This is a genomic window from Pantoea sp. SM3, assembly GCF_000963995.1.
Lineage (GTDB): Bacteria > Pseudomonadota > Gammaproteobacteria > Enterobacterales > Enterobacteriaceae > Pantoea > Pantoea rwandensis_B.
Map to the genome: position 1 here is coordinate 1 of NZ_JZRD01000057.1, position 16,154 is coordinate 16,154.

Consider the following 16,154-nt stretch of genomic DNA (forward strand, 5'->3'; position numbering starts at 1 on the left):
CCTGCCTATCCTGGCGAATAATCAGGCGGAAAATACCGGAATAGTCCCTGTGTCAGGATTTCGTAAAAAAAGGAGAGGATTCCTGGGGTAGCAGGAAATAAAACTTTAGCGCCGGATGAATAATGCGAAGCGGCGGGGTAATGATTTATTCCGGCCTGTAGCTGATAAGAAGAGGACAGCATTACACGCATTGCATCGGAGAATAAAAGTTAAGATAATATAATGATTAATCTGTCGTCCGCGGCGCATGCCGCGATTTTTTATTCCGCCGGTCCTTTCCGGCGCGCACCGCTGAAAGGAGCATATTCTGGGAAATCAGCTTTTAAACCGGCCCGTCGCGGTGGGTTCTGACGTCCGTGAACTCCGGCTTGCCGCCGGCCTGTCGCAGGAGGCCGCCGCTGAGCGGTTTGAACTCAGCCTGCGCGTCTGGCAGACGAAGGAGGCGGTGAAAAATCCCGCCCCCCTGAGCCAGGGAGAGTATGAACTCCTGCTGCTGCTCGCCGGGCGTCATCCTCACTATGCCCTTGTGCCGCAAAAGAAAAAGTAGCAGGCTCTGTCCGCTGACGGCCCGCTGAAGTTCAGCCGGGCCCGGCCGATAAGAGGAGAAGGACATGAGCGGAAAGTACTATTATGCGGCGCGACGCGGACGTCCCGCCATCGAAGAGGTGCACTGCGCGGGCTGCGGCGAGCTGGCGGAGGCTGGCGGGGGGCAGTTTCTCGGCACGTTTTACTCGCTCAGGCATGCGCTTCAGTCCGCCCGCCTGCGGCACCCTGACTGCGTCATCTGCCTGCGGTGCGCCTCCCTGCAGCGCTGACCGTGGCCAGGAATGGTCCTGAAATAACGCTTTCGTGATGTCCCGATAGCAGGGCGTCACTGTTATCCCTGACCCCGCCCGCGGCGGGGTCAGCTGACGGGCCTTTCATCCGGCGGCGGGGCGGCAGGCACTTCTGCGGCTCCGTCTGATTGAACGTGTCCCCTTTTTGCTGTGTCATGCCGGCCACAGCTTATTCCACCTGGGGAACCGACCCTGAAACGCCCGACATCAGACCATGAGGCCGCCCGTCTCGCGGCGCTGGCACCCTATCAGCAGCCGGATGCACTGCCGGAAAACGCTCTCGACCGGCTCACCACGCTCGCCGCGCGGCTCTTCCGTGTACCCACTGCCTTCGTCTCGCTGATTGATGACCAGAGGCAGTTTTTCTTTTCCCGCTACGGCCTGAGCATCACCGGCACCGTTCGCAGCGTTGCCTTCTGCGACCACACGCTGGCGCAGGGGGAGATCCTCTGCGTGCCGGATGCCCTCGACGACCCGCGCTTTCGCGACAGCCCGCTCGTTCTCGGCTACCCGCACATCCGCTTCTACGCGGGGATCCCGCTTTCAACGCCGGACGGGCACCACATCGGCACGGTGTGCCTGACCGACACGCAACCGCGCCCGCCGCTGACGGACGCGGACCGGCAGCACCTGACCGACATCGCCGCGTTGGTGATGGACCGGATGGAGGTCCACCGGCTTGAGGTGCTGCGCCACGCCAGCCAGCAGCGACTGGAGTCCATCTCGGCCACCTCCCCGGACGCCATTATCTGCACTGACCTGCAGCGGGGCATCACCTTCTGGAACTCGGCGGCGACGGGAATGTTCGGCTACGGCCCGCAGGAAATGGCGGGACAGTACGTGGCCGGGCTCATTCCCGAGCGCTGCCAGACCGACTACCGCAACGAGCTTGAGCGTCTCACCGCTGACGAGGCGGCGATTTCGCTGCCGCGCACGCTGCAGATATGGGGGCTCAGGCGCGACGGCCAGGAGTTTCCGGCCGAGGTGTCATTCTCGGGCTGGATGGAAGGCGGCGAACGCCTGGTGGGGATGATCGTGCGCGACGTCACCGCCCGGCATGAGAGCGAGGCCCGGCTCTGCGAGCTCGCCTCGCTGGACATGCTGACCCGCCTGGCCAGCCGCGGCGCGTTTATGCAGCAGCTGGGGCAGCTGACGGAGGCCGGCGTGCCGTACACCCTGCTGATGACCGACCTGGACGGCTTCAAGGAGGTCAATGACACGCTCGGACACGCCGCCGGCGATGCGCTGCTCTGTCACGTGGCGGAGCAGATCCGGCTGGTGTGCGCGGACGCGGTCACGGCCGCCCGGCTCGGCGGGGATGAATTTATCATCCTGCTGCCGGGCGAAAGTGCCGGTGCAGGCCTGACGGCGGAGCGCCTGATTGCGGCCGTGCAGACGCCTTTCAGCTACCACGGCTCACCAGTAGTAGTCGGCGCCAGCACCGGCATTGCCGCCTTTCCCGAACACGGTGAGGACGCGTCGGCGGTGATGTCGGCAGCGGACCTGGCGCTCTACCGGGCCAAAGCCTCGGGCAAGGGCTGTAGCGTCCTGTTCCGGCCTGAATTCCTGGCGGCGGAGCAGCGGCGCCGGCGCTTTGAGCGCGAGCTGGAAACCGCGGTGCGCCAGCAGCAGTTCATCCTGCACTTCCAGCCGCGCTATGACGCCGGCAGCGGGCGCCTCATCGGCTGCGAGGCGCTGGTGCGCTGGGCACACCCCGCGCGCGGCCTGCTGCTGCCCGCCGAGTTTATTGAGATGCTGGTGAAAAGTCCGCTGTCCGTGACGCTCGGTAACTGGGTCATCAGCACCGCGCTGGCGCAGGTCCGCCAGTGGCAGGTCCGCAGCCCGCGGCTGCGGGTCAGCATTAACCTGTTCCCGCGACAGCTTTCCGGTACGGGGCTGGAAAGCGTACTGCGCGAAGCGGCAGGCGGCGATGCCACCTTTGTGGACCTGGAGGTTGACGAGCCGCTGCTGACGGGGCTCGTTGAGGAGGCACCGGCGCAGTTCGCAGCCATCCGGCGCACGGGAGCCGCGTTCGTCATCGATCATTACGGCCGCACGCTGGGCGCCATCAGCCTGCTGCGGCACGGGTTCGTCAGCGGCTTCAAGATTGACAAGTCGCTGACTCACGAACTCGGTACCAGCATGCGCGTGCGGATGATGTTCCGGGCCATCGCGGCGCTGGGGAAAAGCCTGGGTCTCAGCGTGGCAGCAGAGGGCGTAGAGGATACGGCGCAGCGGGCATTTGTGACGACCGCCCAGTGCGACATCATGCAGGGGAACGGGCTGTGCAGGCCCCTGACGGCGGCGGCGTTTGAGGCGCTGCTCCACGCGGAAGACGACAGCATGACGCTGACGGACAGTTGACCCTAGCGGCCCATCAGCCGGTGCGCCAGCTTATCAAGCAGAAGAAAGGGCAGCGAGCCCAGAAACAGCAGGCCCCGCCCGGCCCTGCGCAGGGAGCTGCTTTCATAACAACGCTCTGCGCTACTGCTGAGCGTCAGCCGTTCGTAGTTTGCCAGCTCATAGTTGGTGGCGGGCGCCAGGCTGAGAAGCACTTTCAGAGCCGCTTTCGGGCTTTCGGCCATCAGGCTGCTTTCCCACCGGCGGTGCAGCCGGAGCCCGGCTACCGTAAGCCGCGGTTCATCCATCCGGGGCCCGGCGCCGATCCCCTCGCGCAGCCGGCGCTCCCGCGCCTCCTCCACCGGCGATAGCGGTACCGACGGGTCGCGGCACTGAAGCTCTACCCAGGTAGCCGGCGGCAGCGTGGCGGCCCATGCGGCAAGCTGCTGCATGAGCCATGTGCCGATACCGCATCCCCGGAGCGGCGGGGCCAGCACCAGCCCGCCGGGTGCCAGCGCTACGCGCCCCGGACGGCCGCCTCTGCCCGGCGTGAAGACCGCGCTGACGGTACCCGGAAGGATCCCGCGCGGAAGGGGAGACAGCACGTGCCAGGTCAGCCTCAGCGTGCGGACGACCCGCTGCGGCCATACGGCGGCAACCGTGTCTTCGCAGGCAGAGACCAGCAGGCTTACCGGCGCGTCAGGTTTAATGCCACCGTGTAAACGGCGGACCGTCAGGACGTGTTCCGTAAAGGATGCAGATTTTGTGGCAGCGTTCATGGAGCAGTTCCTGAAAATAATCAGGGTATCCTGATGGCGTCCGGTGGTGCTGTACAGCAGAGAGTGGATTCCATGGCTTATTTCGGCGGAATCTGTACCGTGAGAGATATATTTCTGCACGGGTCAGAATAAAATAAGCAGAATCAGAGACTTCCTCGCATGATTTGTCCAGGGTTGCATTAAGGTAGGCCTGTGCACCCGGCCACGCATAGGGCCGTCCGTGACGCCTGCATTCCCTTCAGGACTCCCTGGTCCGCTTTACGCAGCCGGCGTCAGACCGGTTATGTGAAATCCAGTTTTAATCCCGGTACGGAAGACCCCGGGATATTTTTTATGACCTCCGTGCCCGAATTTTTCCGGGCCATATCTCAGGCGTTCAGCATACTTTTGTGACGAAACGCATGCTTCTCCTGCCAGCGCGTGCCCCCGTTACAGGCCTGTATGGTAGGGTCGCTCAAAGCGTGTGAATAGGCATGCGTGCTTGCGCAGAGGAGACGTCATAATGAAAAACGGTGCCACGCCTTATCGTGAAGCGCTGATACGCCTGAGTGCGCTCAGGCTCCGTTACCGGCGCGCCAGCCGAAATCCGGCGGCCGGAATGGTGGACCTCGCGGCGCTGATGTCCGAACTGGAGGAGGCGGAACAGGACGTGGAGCGATATGAAAAACAGTAAGCATCTGAGCCGTCCGGGATTGAAGTTTCTCCGCGGATAGCCGATAAAAATAAGGTGGTTAATCCGATGGCCACACTCCACGACACGAGTAAGTCCGTTTATCTCATTGATGTTTTCAGGGGCCGACCGGCCCCTGTTTTTTTCTGAACGTCTGTTCGCTCTGCATGCTTTCCATCATCACTGATGAGTTCTCTTCCTGCGCCCTGAATTCCGGGCCTTTGTGCCGTGGATTTTGTCCGAGCGTTATTTTCTGCTCTTCCGGAGCGCAGGAGACCATCGCCGGCGTTTCGGGTCAGGAATTAACTGTGTAACCCGCGCAAAAAAATGGCTTCCGGGAGGAAGCCATAAGCACAATCAGTCGCAGTATCGGTTATATGTACCCTGATGAGGCACACAATATTTATCGGCTGATCGGGAAATTGCATTAGGGCAGAAAGGGCGGGTCTGAGAAAAATTTTAGCGTGATTCAGACAGACATCATTGTCTGGCTGACCAGATTTCATTTGTCATTCCTGTAAGTGACGATTCGGATAACCTTGCATTCAGATACTTCAGCTCCATCCACCTCATCTCTTTCTTCGCTAAAGACGGTGTTGCGCTGGCCCGGGTTATATCCCTTTGATAAGTTTAATATACAGCTGCGTAAACAGGTGAATTGGGTTTTGCCATTCATGATGCTTTCCCTGGTGGGCGTTTAAGGTACGGACGTGGTAAACAGCTTCCAATCTGAGGATAACTTTCGATTTCTTTGATCACTGACAGTCTCGGTAGTAGCGATCGCTTTCTGGTGCTGGATGGCAGCCTGTGCTGTGAAAATAATAAGGATCAGCAAAGAGCTAAGCGCTGCCTGCCGCCATTGGCCTCCCGGCAGGCAGCCGGATCTTCAACCTGACTGCGTTAACCGGTGAAGCCAGTATGCTTCGCTGATTCACTAAAGGATGCACTACGGGCCAGAAAGCTTAGCTCTGAAGGTTTAATGATCTGCTGGTCCTCTGCGGACTGAGCATGGCATCAAGAAAAATTAAACCTTACTGAAGTGGAAGATGCACTTATGGTGGCAGGCCAGCACATCTCTTAATGAGATGACTGTATTTAATCAGGGGCAGGGAAGTTAACATGAACCAGACAGGAAACGGTTTGCCTCCGTTTCCTGCACTGACTGAGTAAAGGAAATGACGTGCTTTTCTAATCAGTTTTCGCGTAAAGCCCCGACGTTAAGTCTGCGCCGGTTCAAATAAGGCAATCGCATTCGCCAGTACGTAATCAGCAAACTCTTTCACGTGAAACACCTGAAAGCGGCTACTGTTGGGATCGCTGATGAAGCCATCCGCAGTAGTCTTAAGGCGAGTCAGCCAGTCATATTCTTCATGCAGTTTGCTCCGGCAGAGCTCATCGTCGTAACGGTTCTTCAGGCTGAAACTGACTATTTTCATGACCACCGGGTCGAGGTGCCTGAAACTGTCAATAAAGAGGGCGGGGTCGGTCAGGTGTAAAAACGGCAGTTCAAACAACCTCAATCTGGTTTGGTCGGAGAGGCTAAGTTCTGAAAGAAACGTGAAGTCTCCCTTTTTAAGCTCTTCACTAAACTGTGCCGCAAACTCCTGTAGTGAAGCATCAAATCTGTTCTGCTGTGCGACCCTGGCATGCTCACGGATGGCTTTGAAATCATCCCCATCACGGTTAAGAAAACCCATCCCTCGCCAGGCCATTAATTCATTGTGACGTGATTTCACAAACGCATGCTGGATTTCCTTCGGCCCCATACGGCTGTAGTGGCTGTCTGTCTGGTGATTAGTCTCATCTATGATGTCCTGAATCACATCCTTCGTCAGGCCTTCGTTCGCCAGCTCTATCAGGATGCTTGCCGTCATCAGGAGTTCACCAAACTCCGTGATTTTTCCAGAGAACAGGTTATCTCTCGCAATGTCATACTGCTCGGATAACACGTTCTCCCTGAGCTGCCGGAAATTCCAGAGATATTCCCATGCCTGAGCGCTGGCGCTTCTGAAAAAGCGTGTGATGTCCAGCTGCGTGCGAAGTTCATCTGTCACCTTTCCATCACAGATCAGTTCGCGCCAGTGCTTTCCATCCAGCAGTTTCTCACTTAATACAGGAGAGGAGTATTTCTGCACAATCGTGTCGTACTTACTGTCCTGCTTTTTGTCGCCCAGCATCAGGGAGTAGTTAACTTTGCCGATACTATCAAACTCTTCATGGCTTAGATTGCCGCCCCGGTATTCCATGGAGAAGATCAATAACTGGCGGCAAAAAATCCCCATAAACTCGTCATTTTTGACGTATTGAACTCCCAGCAGGTTGGTGATTCGTTCGACATCCAGGAAGTACTGCCTCAGATGCCTCAGGTTGTTGTAACCCGCAGATCGATAGAGCGCTTCTACAGACTGTATGTCAGATTTAAATGCTTCTGCAACGGTACGGCTGCTCACCTTGCCTAAGAATTCCCTGCAGGCACCGTGTAAATCCGATACGACCTCAAAGGTTCTGCCAACAAGCTTTTCTTTTTTTCTGATGTAACCAGCACTGGCGAGATTGTCGCCATTATTTTTGCGTTTTTCGCTTATGATGATTTCATCTTCATTCGCAATCAGGATCGCTTTGTATCCGTTAACTTCCACAAAGTGATTGATATAGCCGAACAGGAGCTTCAACTCGATGCCCGTTCTCTCGATATCATCAAACACAAGCACAAAGCCATTAGGTTCGCGGCTGAACTCACTCAGGTTAATACTGGGAATACTGGCGTTGACATCCAGATCATGTTTGCTGTCGCCATTAAGATCGATTTTGAACGATGCCTTTAAAGTATTTTTGAGTACGTTTGCACCAAAAATCAGAGCCTTGTTTGAAAGTACAGGATGGAGCTGACGATAGAACTCATCTTCAATCTGTTCAATGGTGTTGATGCCATACAGGCTTACCTTGAGAAATTTGAATTCCTTATCGGGTGTCTTATATTCCCTGAGCACCCGTTCAATAAACCAGGTTTTTCCTGAACCCCAGGCGCCTTTTAGCATGATGGCGTATTGCGGTTCGGTTTTCAGGTCAAGATAGTAGTTAATAAATTCCTGGGTATGGCGATTGTCCATGTATGTTCCCTATTATTTAGCAGGCTCGATATTTGAAGACCGTCCGCCAGTGAACAGCGAGTCAGCAGTATACGCACCTCACGTGGGATATCGTTCTCAAGCCGCATTTATTCCCTGGCAATTCCATGATCGTACTGACCCGAAGCGAACACCTTCCTGAGGTTTCCAAGGCATGGCTGAGTAAAGGGTGAGCGTTTCATTTTCTGCTAGTGGCTTCATCTCCACCGGGGTGGGCATCGCATCATTGCCCGGTAAAAGTCTGAGGTGTGCTGTAATGCCGTAGGTGGTTAGAAAGCGTTGACTCCAGCCAAATTGGCTCCTCAAAGCCTGCCTGCGCTAAACAGGGAGCTCGCGGGGTTTTCTGGCGAACAGCCCTTCATTTCAGGCAGGTGAATTGCCTGATTGAAACCATTGGTCAGTGCAGGGCAGCTCACCTATCATCCTGCAGAGTAGATGCGGGTAGGTCGCATTCAGAATTGGCAAGGATCATTCGCCCATACAATACGGGCATTTTGCAACATTTGCGCTGTGCCGCTTTGCCAAATTAACGGCCTGATAGGTTTTATACACTGAGCCCAGAAAAATACGGTTACTGTTATCAATCAGGCAGGAGCAACCCCTGACGTGAAGTGTTGCTTCACCTGCTACGGCAGGGGTCAGATAGCAGTAAAATGACGACTCCATGAGAGAATTCCTCATATTAACAGTGGCCCGAGGGCGTAACAATTTGCTTCAGTATAGTAATTAGAACTTGTACTGGGGGGACAGGCGTCATAACAAACTCATGCCTGTTATCTCTCTTATCATCTTTTCATGTTTGCTTTGGCCCGGCTTTGCCGCCGTACGTCCTAGATCCAGATGTGGGGAGTGTCCAATGAAATGTGCTTAGTTAAAAGAAGGGCGGGACAAATCGCACAGAGTGACGTGAAGTGACAATCAAATTATAAGGAATCCTCTATGTCAAAAAAACAGTCTAACGAAATTATCTATTGCGACAAGCAAACCGGCTCCTATGATCGCCTCAAAAGTGACTATGATCGGTAACACTACTCCATTTAAAAGATATTCTCACTTTCGCCACCTGCGTTTGTACAACACACTATGTAGGTCGCGCATAAGCATAAATAAGATATGGTGATGAATATATGAAAGCGGTTTAAAACCATTTCCAGCTCGTTATGAAATACGCTATTGAGTAATGCTACCTTTCTATTTTTTTATATTTACCCCCCCTATAAATTAATAATCACTTATTGATTTTATTTGTGTCCATCAAGACATACAACACCTTAGGTGATTTTTATTAACTTTCGCCAATATCAAAAATTAATTTCTCGTATTCATAGTAAGGATTCAACTCGTTTCTTGTTAGGTTTATATGTGAATAAAGGAGGGTGCTTGGTAAGGCTTTTTATAAATGATATGTATGTTACAACAAAACTGAATGAAAGAATTATGGATGCCGCTATGATTTTTAAAAAAATAACACGCATTAGCGCATACAATACTACACCCATTATGAGAAGCTGGAGAATATTTATCGAAAAACCCAAGAGGGTTTTTTCGATAAATTTTGACTTTGAAAGAATCAGCTTGTTTTTTGTGGCTAATGGTGATTCGCTTTTTCTTAAGATATATATACAGTCAAGGTATCTCCTAAGTTCGTATTCGTCTCGTCTTGTTAGTTCAGGATTTCTGTTCATTATAATGAGCATCATTTTTGCATCTTGGATATTATTGGTTTTAGTAACGTACATCAGAGATTCTTCTTCAACTTTCTTTTCTAATAATTTCAATGTTTCAGTGTTCTTACCAAAGCTTTGTAACGCGGAACTGATATCCTTGTACAAAGATATTTTCTCATTTCTTAGCAATTTCATTCTTCCGTGGAGATTAAATATCATTGTAAATAAGAAGATTAATATCGTAATTCCAGAGCTAATAAGTGCAAGTAGTGATTTATCAAAATCCATCATATTCTCCCTTAATCCTTTGACAAATTTTTGTCGTTCTTGATATGTTAACAAGCGTTGTAAGTCGCCACAAGGCGGCCACCAATGGTCCGGTAGCTTGAGAGGATCGCCTTCGGGTAGCTACGAAAACACTCCTGCAGCCTGAAAGGGAGAACACATAAGTGTGGTACATCTGCTCGCTCCTGGAAGCAGATATCGTCAAAACAAGCGCACCTACGACGCGACGATGGGGGTACATTAATCTCACCAAAGCCTGGGCTTTCACACACGCCTGGCGACATCAGATAAGGCATCCCCACGATGCTTTTTTCACAAACGTTATGAGATTTTCAGGGATACGCCCTGAGTTGCATACGACTTTTGCTCGGACGCATAAGCCCATTTGGAACATTTGGGCGCTTGCGGAAGACGCATTAGGAGCATGAAGCTGCGCGGCGTCACTTTGGTTCGAGTGAAACGAGAACAAAGTGACGCGCGCAGCGCATAACGACCAAACCCACGTACAGTGCGGTTTTCAGCATGCCGTTACAATCTGACGTGCACGTATTACGTGTTTTCAGATACTCAACTGGCTATTTATCAACCATGACGCGACGTTAACGAACAATTCGTTAAGGGCGTTTTACTAGAAGGAGAATAATCGACTCGGTATCGATGGCGACATCAGGAAACTGGTGTTCGGAGGCAGACTGACTGACGTCAGCACGGCGCAAGCCGCAAACAGGTCAGAGACCTGGGGAGCCTCGCAAGAACTCAACATTTCGCCGCCCCGATGCACAGATACCAGTCGAGACGCAGGAAGCGCAAAAGCAACCGTGTCATCGGGGAAGAGATGTACAGATTCAGAGTCATACAGCTGTTGGTTTTTGGGCTTACAGCTGTAGGTTTTGAAGGAGATAAAAAGTGTCTGGTAAATTAGGTAAGCAGCTCGTCACGCTCGCACGTCAGGGCGGAGGAAGTTTTAAAACGGTTTCTGATCGTTCAAAGATTGCCAGTCGCTTTTCAGAGCGACTGGCAACTCTTAATATTCAGATTCGGGACGTTAGCCATATTAAAACCAAACATATCGAGAATTATATCCGTAGTCGTCAGGATGAAAATATCTCGTCACGCACCCTGCAAAATGAAATGGCCGCTTTACGTTCAATCCTGTCACAAGGCGGACGTAACGTTCTGGCTAATCCTGCACATGAGAAATTAAGTAATCAGGCGCTGAATATTTCAGAAGCCAGTCGGGAAGGCACTAAAGTTGCCATTTCGGATGAACGTCTCAGAGAAATAGTTATAACGGTTTCAGAAAAGGACAGGGGGATTGCGTTAGGTATTCAGCTCGCCAGATATATTGGGCTACGTGCAGAGGAAACTGTTCAGTCGGCAAAGTCACTTAAGACCTGGCGAAAAAATCTAGAAGCCGGAAATAATAATGTGCGTGTTGTGTTTGGCTCTAAAGGAGGGCGTCCACGTGATGCCAGCGTTTTTGATAAACAGAAAGTTGTTGTCCTGTTAAATGAAGCTATTCACTATATCGAACAAAATAACGGTAAGTTAATCGATAAACCAACGCTTCATCAGGCGCTTGATCGTTATCATAACGTATTGCGTGAAAGTGGAATGACGGGGATCTATGCCCCGCACAGTCTCAGGTATGCTTATTCCAGGGATGCCGTAAATCATCATTTAGAAAATGGCATGAGTCGCAAAGAAGCTGAGGCGTTAGTTTCAATGGATCTTGGACATGGTGATGGACGTGGTGCTTACGTTGTCCGGGTTTATAACCGGACAGCTGAGTCAGATGAATAAAAGGCTCTTGTAATTTGCCTCAGGCAAACGCTATTATTAAAACGCTTCTTACGTTGTCTTCGGACAACCACCAATGGTCTGTAGCTTGAGATGACCGCCTTCGGGTAGCTGCAAATAACACTCCTGTAGCCTGAAAGGGAGAACACATCAGTGTGGTACATCTGCTCGCCTTTGGAAGCAGATATCGTCAATTACGGCTCCTACTGCCTGGCGATGAAGGTACATTCAACCATCCGCCTCCGGCCTTCGTCCTTCGGGGAAACATTCCCGACAGGGCAAATGTTTCTCTGTTTTCTGGAGAAACTATGTCCATAACCCGTTCCTTTCTGAATGAACTGCGTGTGCCACTCGATTTGGTCCTTTCCGTTGCAACCCGTGTTGCATCTGAATGTCCTGATCTTAAAGCTGCACTCAGGGGAACATCGTGGCTCGCTTCACCTTCCGGTCATTATGAATTTCGTTCCCGCGTCTGGTTTGACGATCAACGTTATCACGCCATTGTTATGGCAAGAACGTTGACCGAAGGCCAGCCGGGCAATGAATTCATTTTCAGCCGGCATGGTAAGCATTTTACACACAACGCTGCAGCCAAAGCGGCTCAGCATGCCGCGTCTGATGCTGCGACTTTCAGGGTGTTCACCGCTCAGAAGTAACAGCACAGTCGTCTGAACCATACATTCGCTATGCGAATGCCCCTCGGGAAACATCTTCCCGACAGGGCAGGTGTTTCCCTCTCAACAGAAGAAACACCATGTATACACTTTTATTACCAACTTCATTTTCCATAAAAGGCATCTTTTCAGCAGCCTCCGCAGCAACGTTATTCCTGCGGGATCGCTTCGCGGCCGGTGAAAGAAAAGAAGAGTGGATAACAAACCGGGCTGGTTCACTCAGCTTTAAGGTTCATGTTTATCAGCTGCAATCAGGAAAGTGGACGTCTGGCATACTTACCCGTTCAGGCACATTTTACGGTAATCACCGGTTCGGTTCCCTGAAACAACCGGATGAGGTTTTCAGCTCGTTCCGACAGGCTCGTCGCTTTGCACTGAAGCTGGCGAATCAGATGGCAAACCTGCGTTATGCATACCAGTGAAGGTGAGTTGTATATGACAATTTCAACCAACCTGACGGATATGCTGCAGTTAGCTGAATTTGAAGGCGAGATGTTGAAAGCACTTGTCTGGCAAAGGTCTGGCTTAGATGACCTTGATGAACAGATACTTCTTTATGGTGAGCTCCCTCTCACTATGAACATTCAGATTAACGTCATTTATAACCTTAAGTTTGGCATGGTTCAGAACCGTTTTCTTGGTTCTGGCTGTGACGAGATAGTTGACTCAATACGTGCCATGAGTATCAGGCTCAACCCTGATTTACATAAGCGGATTTCAGCAGAAGGCCGTTATGAAGGTTTGGGTGACCTGGAAATTGCCCGTTTAGAAGCTATTTGATCTGACTAACCCTGTGGGGATTTATTCCCCATCAGGGAGGATAAATCCCCCTTTTTTTGAGGATTTATCATGACACCAATCTACTTCGCACCGCAGCACGTCACCTATACAGTGAGGCCGGCCGGATGGATTTCTCCGACTCAATGGCACAGCTTTACTCTTGCAGTTACAGAGGCATTCTGGCTGTTACCGGTTCACCTTCGTCCGTGCTCGCCAGCAGATGGCACGCGTATGGACCGTGCCTCAATGATGTTCCCTTCTCCCGAGATTTTTTCATTCGGAGGAAATAACGAAGGGGATTACATATCCCGTGGCGTGGTGTTTACAAAGGATCTGTCTGCAGATTTACTCATCGAAACCGAAGGCCAGCCGATCGACTTCTTCACACGTATAGTGCTGATACTGTTGCACAACCACTGTGAAGACTGCTTTGAGATAACCTCATCAGCGGGTGGCGTAAGCTGGTCTCTGCCTGTTCGCTGGGCGATACGGCATCGGCTCATTGCTGATAGCGATGCGCCTCAACAATTCTGCACGGACAATTTTATCACCGGGGCTGCTGATGAGTTGCTTATCAGAAATGTTTCCGGTGCTGAGCGTCCATTTACAACGGCAGACTGGGGGCTTGTTTCAGAGTTTGAGTTTTTCCTTGAAGAACTGAAAAACGGTAAACGCTGATACGGCAATCGTCCTGACCTAACCTGACCCAATGGGGATTTACGTCCCCCTGGGCGGTAAATCCCCCTTTGAATGGAGATTTACCATGCCACTTACACCAACCGAGCCTCTGGTCCTTCCGGGCGTTTACCAGTTTGAGCAGGGAGCGTCCATAAATGATGAACAGTGGTTCAGATTTACCGACGCAGTTAAAGAAGCATTCTGGCTTCTTCCCGCTCAGCTCCGGCCTTACAAGCAGCTTGGTTTTGACATGAACCGCGCGTCAGAACTTTTTGACGAAGAGGGTTCGGTCACGTTCAACCACAAGGACGGCGAAGGCTACTGCCTCAATCCGTTCTACCTCAGGCAGACGCTTTCGGATAATTTTCGGACATACCGTAAAGTGGAGAGCCAGAGATGCAAGCAGGATTTATTCGTGCGCATCGTGCTGGTTCTTCTGCATAACCTATGCCCCGAAAGCTATTACATAACCAGTTCCTGTCCGCAAAGCTGGCATTTCGCGCAGCGATGGCTGGCATGGAATATGGATATGTTCACCAAAGCACCTGAAAAAATACCGGCATCGTTTGTTATACCCGGCGCAATTGAACACCTGCTGCTGGTAAAAACTTCCGGTCCAGGCAAGCAGGTCACCACTGAAGAGTGGGAAGCCATATCAGGCATTGAGTTCTGGCTTACTCAGCAGCATAACAGCTGACCTGTATACCGATCCTTCCGGGATTTGCTCTCCGGAAGGAGACAGATCCCGCTATTACAGCAGGTGATCCTATGTTTACTTTCAACAGTGACGCGCTCGCGCAGCTGTTTCATGAAACCTACCATCAGGCTATGTCAGTCAGGCTTGTTATCTGTTCGCAGGAAGGTTTATTCCTGGAGTTCATAAACGGGCTACCCGGTCAGCTTTTCTACCGTAAAGCGCGCATTTATGCGCTTGAATACAGCGGCGGGAGTGCCGACCCGGGTGTGCAGGTTGAACTGAAGTTTGGTCCGATCTCTGAGACTTACGAGCTCACTGTGGATGACCCGGCCTTTTTCAGTCCCATAACGCCGGCAGACAGGGTGGTTGTTCTGTCTGTCCGTTCACCCTATCAGCTGAAGCGCAAAACCATCAGCTGGCACAGTCAGCGTAAACTCGCGCTGTTCCGTGAACGGATCGACCTGATGAGGACCTCGGATTTTTGTGACTGCAGCTGCGACCAAGAACGGGCCCGGTGGTTCGGTCTGGCAGCTTCAACACTTGAAGAAGCAATATTCACTGACAGTAAGCGGCATGACCGCCATGCGTTCTATCATTCCAGGCGGCAACTCCGGTTGCGACTGAACAGCATAACAGCCGACGGAAAGATCATTTCTTCGGTGCGTTAACCACTTCCCCTGACGGGCGTATTTCTCGCCCGTCAGGGGAGGGATGCGCCCTTTTTTCATTTAAGGAGCATCCCATGACCAAACCAAACAAAACCCGTCGCACAAAGAAAACTGAGAGCGTCGATCTGTACCAGAAGGTCACTGACCGTATCGTTGAGGCTCTGGAGAACGGCGTGGCGCCATGGAAAAAACCGTGGCGCATTGCCGGCTGCTGCGCCGCTGCGGGTCCGTTACCGGTTAATGCCTTAACCGGTAAGCCTTACAGCGGCGTAAATGTGCTTCTTTTATGGCTGGCCGCAGAGGAAAAAGGATACAGCACCGATCGCTGGGTAACGTATCGTCAGGCGCAGGAGCTGGGCGGTCAGGTTCGCAAAGGTGAAACGTCATCAGAGGCTATTATCTTCAGACCTTTTGAAAAGCAGGCTGAGGATGCCAGCGGAATTAAACTGTTTGATTCCGACGGTAAGCCGCTGATGGAATCGCGAGCCATGATAAAGCCTAACTTTCTGTTTAACGTCGAGCAGTGTGACGGTTTACCGGACAGTGTTGCGGCTGTACCGCATGAGTCTCCCGTATCTGAATACCCTGGCACGATCGACTGGCCGAGGGAAAAACGGATATGTGAGATTGTGCATATGGCGGGCGTTAAGGTGGAGTTCAGATTACAGAACCGGGCCTGTTACGCCAGACACACTGATTCAATACTAATGCCGAAGGCGGAGCAATTTTTTACCCACGCCGACTACTTCAGCACGCTGCTGCATGAAGTTGTGCACGCCACCGGCCATGAGTCACGACTGAACCGCGAAGGCATAACCAAACCGTCGAAAACTTTCGGCGATCCGGTGTATGCGTTTGAGGAGCTTATAGCGGAGATGGGTAGCGCATTTCTGTGCGCCCAGCTCGGCGTGTTTGGCGATGTTCAGCACGACAGCTACATAAAGTCGTGGCTTGAGGTACTGAAGTCGGACAAAAAAGCACTCTTTCGTGCCTGCCGGCACGCGAGAGAAGCGTCAGAGTTTTTACTGCAGTTAGATCAGAGTGCGGCAGAAGCTGCATAACACACCAACCCGGCATCGCTAAGTAAACGCGTTGCCGTCCCGTGAGGGCATTGTTCCTCACGGGACAGTGCCCTCTTTTTTTTAAAAAAAG

General features: G+C 52.2%; 14 protein-coding genes. 11 read left to right on the forward strand and 3 right to left on the reverse strand.

Going from position 1 to position 16,154, the window contains the following annotated elements; translation table 11 throughout:
• The first annotated feature begins 307 nt into the window (after positions 1-307).
• On the forward strand, positions 308-547 hold the full coding sequence (locus VI01_RS25130; protein WP_075564134.1) for a transcriptional regulator: 240 nt from the start codon (positions 308-310) through the stop codon (positions 545-547).
• A 526-nt stretch (positions 548-1,073) separates the two neighbouring features.
• Positions 1,074-3,200 (forward strand): bifunctional diguanylate cyclase/phosphodiesterase, encoded by a 2,127-nt coding sequence (locus VI01_RS23730; protein ID WP_045816932.1) that lies wholly within the window; start codon positions 1,074-1,076, stop codon positions 3,198-3,200.
• Positions 3,201-3,202: 2 nt separating this feature from the next.
• Here VI01_RS23730 and VI01_RS23735 read toward each other — a convergent pair whose 3' ends face one another.
• Complete coding sequence (locus VI01_RS23735; RefSeq protein ID WP_045816903.1) at positions 3,203-3,955, reverse strand: N-acetyltransferase; 753 nt, start codon at positions 3,953-3,955, stop codon at positions 3,203-3,205.
• 502 nt (positions 3,956-4,457) lie between these two features.
• On the opposite strand from VI01_RS23735, the gene VI01_RS25650 reads away from it, so the two are divergent.
• A complete protein-coding gene (locus VI01_RS25650; RefSeq protein WP_197079623.1) occupies positions 4,458-4,628 on the forward strand; it encodes a hypothetical protein in 171 nt (56 codons plus the stop codon).
• A gap of 1,214 nt (positions 4,629-5,842) precedes the next feature.
• Here VI01_RS25650 and VI01_RS23745 read toward each other — a convergent pair.
• Complete coding sequence (locus tag VI01_RS23745) at positions 5,843-7,735, reverse strand: P-loop NTPase fold protein (RefSeq protein WP_045816905.1); 1,893 nt, start codon at positions 7,733-7,735, stop codon at positions 5,843-5,845.
• A gap of 1,340 nt (positions 7,736-9,075) precedes the next feature.
• Positions 9,076-9,711, reverse strand: coding sequence for a hypothetical protein (locus VI01_RS23750; protein ID WP_045816906.1), 636 nt, complete (start codon positions 9,709-9,711; stop codon positions 9,076-9,078).
• Between the two features lie 900 nt (positions 9,712-10,611).
• On the opposite strand from VI01_RS23750, the gene VI01_RS23755 reads away from it, so the two are divergent.
• From VI01_RS23755 to VI01_RS23790, 8 genes are all read left to right on the forward strand, one after another.
• Positions 10,612-11,508 carry an integrase domain-containing protein gene (locus tag VI01_RS23755; protein WP_045816907.1) on the forward strand — a complete coding sequence of 299 codons (897 nt, stop codon included), beginning with the start codon at positions 10,612-10,614 and terminating at the stop codon, positions 11,506-11,508.
• A 305-nt stretch (positions 11,509-11,813) separates the two neighbouring features.
• A complete protein-coding gene (locus VI01_RS23760; RefSeq protein ID WP_045816908.1) occupies positions 11,814-12,161 on the forward strand; it encodes a hypothetical protein in 348 nt (115 codons plus the stop codon).
• Between the two features lie 98 nt (positions 12,162-12,259).
• Complete coding sequence (locus tag VI01_RS23765; RefSeq protein WP_045816909.1) at positions 12,260-12,601, forward strand: hypothetical protein; 342 nt, start codon at positions 12,260-12,262, stop codon at positions 12,599-12,601.
• Positions 12,602-12,614: 13 nt separating this feature from the next.
• On the forward strand, positions 12,615-12,959 hold the full coding sequence (locus VI01_RS23770; protein ID WP_045816910.1) for a hypothetical protein: 345 nt from the start codon (positions 12,615-12,617) through the stop codon (positions 12,957-12,959).
• Positions 12,960-13,028: 69 nt separating this feature from the next.
• Positions 13,029-13,637: a hypothetical protein gene (locus VI01_RS23775; RefSeq protein WP_045816911.1), complete on the forward strand. Its 609-nt coding sequence runs from the start codon at positions 13,029-13,031 to the stop codon at positions 13,635-13,637.
• An 85-nt stretch (positions 13,638-13,722) separates the two neighbouring features.
• A complete protein-coding gene (locus VI01_RS23780) occupies positions 13,723-14,334 on the forward strand; it encodes a hypothetical protein (RefSeq protein WP_045816912.1) in 612 nt (203 codons plus the stop codon).
• Between the two features lie 71 nt (positions 14,335-14,405).
• A complete protein-coding gene (locus VI01_RS23785) occupies positions 14,406-15,002 on the forward strand; it encodes a hypothetical protein (protein WP_045816913.1) in 597 nt (198 codons plus the stop codon).
• A 74-nt stretch (positions 15,003-15,076) separates the two neighbouring features.
• On the forward strand, positions 15,077-16,063 hold the full coding sequence (locus VI01_RS23790) for an ArdC family protein (protein ID WP_045816914.1): 987 nt from the start codon (positions 15,077-15,079) through the stop codon (positions 16,061-16,063).
• The last annotated feature ends 91 nt before the right edge of the window (positions 16,064-16,154 follow it).

Coding starts and splice junctions, on each gene's coding strand:
- VI01_RS23780 (WP_045816912.1), top strand. CDS start 13,723: ATGCCACTTACACCAACCGAGCCTCTGGTCCTTCCGGGCGTTTACCAG.
- VI01_RS23750 (WP_045816906.1), bottom strand. CDS start 9,711: ATGATGGATTTTGATAAATCACTACTTGCACTTATTAGCTCTGGAATT.
- VI01_RS23760 (WP_045816908.1), top strand. CDS start 11,814: ATGTCCATAACCCGTTCCTTTCTGAATGAACTGCGTGTGCCACTCGAT.
- VI01_RS23775 (WP_045816911.1), top strand. CDS start 13,029: ATGACACCAATCTACTTCGCACCGCAGCACGTCACCTATACAGTGAGG.
- VI01_RS23770 (WP_045816910.1), top strand. CDS start 12,615: ATGACAATTTCAACCAACCTGACGGATATGCTGCAGTTAGCTGAATTT.
- VI01_RS25650 (WP_197079623.1), top strand. CDS start 4,458: ATGAAAAACGGTGCCACGCCTTATCGTGAAGCGCTGATACGCCTGAGT.
- VI01_RS23745 (WP_045816905.1), bottom strand. CDS start 7,735: ATGGACAATCGCCATACCCAGGAATTTATTAACTACTATCTTGACCTG.
- VI01_RS23790 (WP_045816914.1), top strand. CDS start 15,077: ATGACCAAACCAAACAAAACCCGTCGCACAAAGAAAACTGAGAGCGTC.
- VI01_RS23785 (WP_045816913.1), top strand. CDS start 14,406: ATGTTTACTTTCAACAGTGACGCGCTCGCGCAGCTGTTTCATGAAACC.
- VI01_RS23735 (WP_045816903.1), bottom strand. CDS start 3,955: ATGAACGCTGCCACAAAATCTGCATCCTTTACGGAACACGTCCTGACG.
- VI01_RS23765 (WP_045816909.1), top strand. CDS start 12,260: ATGTATACACTTTTATTACCAACTTCATTTTCCATAAAAGGCATCTTT.